The 3,955-nt window shown below is 45.4% G+C and carries 3 protein-coding genes and 2 pseudogenes; 1 reads left to right on the top strand and 4 read right to left on the bottom strand.

Annotated elements, in window-relative coordinates:
• Positions 1 to 1,472, top strand: a pseudogene (locus tag WBA89_RS19565) (beta-galactosidase); the annotation flags it as partial.
• A gap of 122 nt (positions 1,473 to 1,594) precedes the next feature.
• Here the strand turns inward: WBA89_RS19565 and WBA89_RS19560 are convergent.
• From WBA89_RS19560 to WBA89_RS19545, 4 genes and pseudogenes are all read right to left on the bottom strand, one after another.
• Positions 1,595 to 1,840 (bottom strand): HNH endonuclease, encoded by a 246-nt coding sequence (locus WBA89_RS19560; RefSeq protein ID WP_424408861.1) that lies wholly within the window; start codon positions 1,838 to 1,840, stop codon positions 1,595 to 1,597.
• Entirely contained in the window at positions 1,837 to 2,253 is a 417-nt protein-coding gene (locus WBA89_RS19555; RefSeq protein ID WP_424408860.1) for a KGK domain-containing protein, read from the bottom strand. Before WBA89_RS19555 ends, WBA89_RS19560 begins: the two co-directional genes overlap by 4 nt.
• Positions 2,254 to 2,354: 101 nt before the next feature.
• Entirely contained in the window at positions 2,355 to 2,678 is a 324-nt protein-coding gene (locus WBA89_RS19550) for a hypothetical protein (RefSeq protein ID WP_424408859.1), read from the bottom strand.
• Positions 2,675 to 3,955: pseudogene (locus WBA89_RS19545) on the bottom strand (dynamin family protein); the annotation flags it as partial. The gene WBA89_RS19550 and the pseudogene WBA89_RS19545, both read right to left, overlap by 4 nt.

Raw genomic sequence — 3,955 nt, 5'->3', positions numbered from 1 at the left:
AAGGCGAAAACAAAGGAGTTATTAAGCCGGCAACGACCCTATTCTTCCCTATAGACGTAAAATTGCCAAATACCGTTTACGGCAAGACTGACGGCGAAATTCGCTTGACTGCGCGAGTGGGCGATCGCCCCCATTCCGATACATTTACTTTCCGGGTGTTTGCCAATTCAGCCAAAATCAAAGATGCAGTAGCAATTTTCGATCCGGCGGGCAAAACATCGGCAATGTTAAAACAGCTAGGCCATCAGCTTGTGCCGTGGAACGGTTCGCAAGTTTCATCCCTACTAATTATCGGTAGGGAAGCGTTTTCTAGCGGCGAAAAATTGCCGGGAAGTTTAGAAGATTTTGTCCTCCGAGGCGGCAAAGCAATTATATTTCCCCAGCGCAAGGAATGGCTGGAAAATATGGGTTTCCGGGTGTCTGGCCACATCAGCCGCCGCGCTTATCCAGTTGATAGCAACCATCCCGCAGTTATCGGTTTAGACAGTGAAGATTTGCGGGATTGGACTGGCGAAAGCACGCTGGTGGAAGCTTATCCAGATACGATTCAAACTGCGCCGAGAATGAGTCCGGCAAATATGCCTTGGTACGGCTGGCATTGGGGAAATCGCGGCGGTGTCAGCAGCGCTGCTGTTGAGAAGCCGCACCGCAGCAGTTGGCGGCCTATTTTGGAATCTGAGTTTGATTTAGCTTATTCGCCGCTGATGGAATTGGATTACGGAAAAGGAAGGCTGATTTTAAACGAGTTGGATTTGGAAGACCATTATTCTGCAGATGGTGGGGCGGCGCAGTTAGTCCAACAAATTATGAGTTACGGGATGAATTCTCCGCTGCTTGGAAAGCCGGATAAGGTGGTTTTAATTGGGGGAGATGGAGATGCCCAAAAGCTGGACAGTTTGGGGGTAATTTATCAGCGGGCTAATGCGCTTTCTAATGATGTTGCTTTGACAATTGTGGGGGCTCAAGCGAATCTGAAAGATGCCGATTTGCGGGGTTATTTGAATGCTGGCGGAAAGGCGTTTTTCTTGCCGCGTCAAGTGCCTGTAGCTGGTTTGGGCGTGGGTTTGCAGCAGGCGAAGGATTTCGGGGGTTCGCTGGCGGTTCCGAGTTGGGATGAGGTGAAGGGGGTTAGCGGTTCGGATTTGCGATCGCGCTCTTTTTATGATACTTGGTTGATTAAGTCTGGGGGAGAAATCGGTGGTGACGGTTTGTTAAGTCGCGTACAAGTTGGCAAGGGCGTGGCGATTTTCTCTCAGATTGACCCGGACAGTTTGAATGCGGATGATAAGACTTATTTGCGTTTTACTCGCTGGCGGCAAACTCGGGCAAATGCTCAGATTTTGGCTAATTTAGGGGCGACTTTTAAGGCGGATGGATCTGTATTTAACGGTTCGAGTCGGGAGTTTTATCACTGGGATTATAAGGCGGATTTTGAGAATGGGGACGATCCTTATCGGTATTATCGGTGGTAGGATTTTTTAACCGCAGAGGGCGCAGAGGACACAGAGAAAGAGAAGAGAGAATTGATCGCAGTAGGGAGGCACTGCCGTGTCCTCTATCTCTGCTAGTACCTACTTACCTGAAAAATGCTGTATCACAGGTCAAAGTGTCGCCGGAAGCGGGGGTCTAGTTTGTCGGTTTTCTGTTGGTTGCAGGTGCGACAGAGGGTTTGTAGGTTGCTGATGTCGTTGCTGCCGCCGCGCCCTAGGGGGATGATATGATCGATCGACAGTTGGGTTTCTTGTTTGGTTTGGCCGCAGCTTTGGCACTGGTATTTGTTGCGAGTAAATACGTATTTTCTGACTTCGGGTGGAATGCGAATTCTAGGGGTTTTAGTCATGAATTGTGCGGTTGATTTTCCGGGTTTAGTAGTTGGCGGCGTAAATCATCAAGGGGTGATTCTGGCGGGCTAATTTCTAATTGATTGTTTTCTGGTGTTTCTTCTACTTCTGGTTCGTCGGGGCAAAACTCTACGCATATTTTAACTCGAATTTTTCCTTTTTGCCATCCTTGAGAACCAAACCTAAGAACTTTACCTGCTATACCTTCATCAAATAGCACATTTCTTATCTTTTCTACTAGGTAAATAGAGTTTTTGAGATAAGTTTGAAATTGACCACTACTAATAATTGGGTGCTTAAAATAGGAGTTGACTCCTAAATCTTTATTGAGAGTTTCCCATTCGTTGACCAACCACAAAACTTCTTCATCATCTAACTCAATAAATATTTCTTCGGTGTCATCATTATTCATAATTAAACCTATTTTTGAGTAATCATTGACTTGTTGAGGTAAAGATGGACGCGCATCTAACTACAGACTCAACTATAATACCAGCTAATCCAATTTGATTGTCACCGCACCGTCGTAAGTTCATCGGCAAATATTTCGTCATAAATGTCATTTTCCGTACTCAGCCAATCTTGATAAGCTTGAGATTCAAGCATCGGTGGAACAGGTTTTTTCCCACTTTTCAAGAAAAGCGCTAGGTTCAGAAGTATTGCTAACTTCTCATCGGGAAGTTGCTCAATTATCATCAGAACTTTTTGGCGAATGTTCATAGGATTGGCGATCGCTATTTGTCGGCTATTATAGCACGATTGACACCATAAAGATACCCGGCGATTTCCAATCGCCGCGATTTCCGATCGCCGGATTTCCGATCGCCATAATTTCAATCAATATCTTTCGCGTCAAAATCCATCGCAACACCATCATTTTGTCCAATTACAGGCAACAAATGCTCGTGCAACTTCATCGCCTGCAAACAGCTATTAATCCCAGAAACCGCCCGATCGTACTTTTCGATCTTTTCTTCATTCTCCCCTTGCAGCCGCTGGTTTCTGGCGATTTTCTCCTCTGCCTCCTGCGCCAAAGTTTGCTCGATATAATCGCGGGCTTGACTGTATTTCTGCAAAATATCATCCGCTTGTTTTTCTGCCATCGGTAACAAATGATCTTTCAGGGTTTTATTCACAGTTTGGCGGAAGGTTTGGCGGATTGTTTTCGATACTTTTGGTTCAAAATCTAAGCGCAACAATTGCCGAATAGCAGGCTGGGCATCTACCATATTTTCGCAGTCGTAACCTTGAGATGTTTGCTGCAATGTTTGCCGGAATTGATAAATCGAAAAAGTGTCTTCATCGTAAAAACGGGGACTTTCTCGCACGTAGCGATCGCACTCCACGCCCGCCGCATTCACCAAAGCATTAGAAACCCGCTGCGACAACTCCTCTAACTGCTGTTCAATTCCCCCATCGTTCCCCAACAACCGATAAAGCAATCGATAGTATTCCGACTTGCGAACGCTGTCTTTCAGATACTGGAAATAATTATCAATCAGTGACTTAGTAGCCTCTACTAAAATATCTTCCAACTGATTCGCTAAATAATAAAGCGCTTCCACTAAAACAGCAATTAAAGGTGCTGTAGCATTGCGGGGATGAGTCATCAAAGTGCGTCCGTAAGCCGCCTCTACCGAAAATCCGTCTAACAATTCATCCAAGCGGCGGATCATCCGAGATTGCAGTTGTCGAAAATCAATGTCAAAGATATCGCATTTGTTCATAATCATTTCATTGATTTCTTTGGCGATATGTTCCCGAAAATCTTGTCCAACTTGCTGCAATTCTTGATTTAACCGCAAAAGTTCTTGGGCTTTCATCGCTTCAATTTCGCGGGGCTGGCTGTCCAAACTCCGCTGGATTGTTTGGTATTGTTTCCGCAGTTGAATGCACAAATCTTCTAAATCGTCAGCGAGATTTTTGAACAGTTGCGGGCGCTTTTCTTTGGTGAGATAATCGGTGATGGCTGTGCGAAAATCTTCGATGCCGCTATCTTGAATTAATTGCTGGATTAACGGTTGACCTTGTTCTGCAAGAATCCGCACGTAGTTTTGATTTGGGGTTTCGTAGCTGTTAACTGAAATCCGAAATTGACTAGCAGACAGTTTGCC

This window comes from Microcoleus sp., assembly GCF_049646505.1.
Taxonomy (GTDB): Bacteria; Cyanobacteriota; Cyanobacteriia; order Cyanobacteriales; family Microcoleaceae; genus Microcoleus.
Note: the sequence above shows the minus strand (reverse complement) of the source record. Positions and strands in the feature narration are given on the sequence as shown.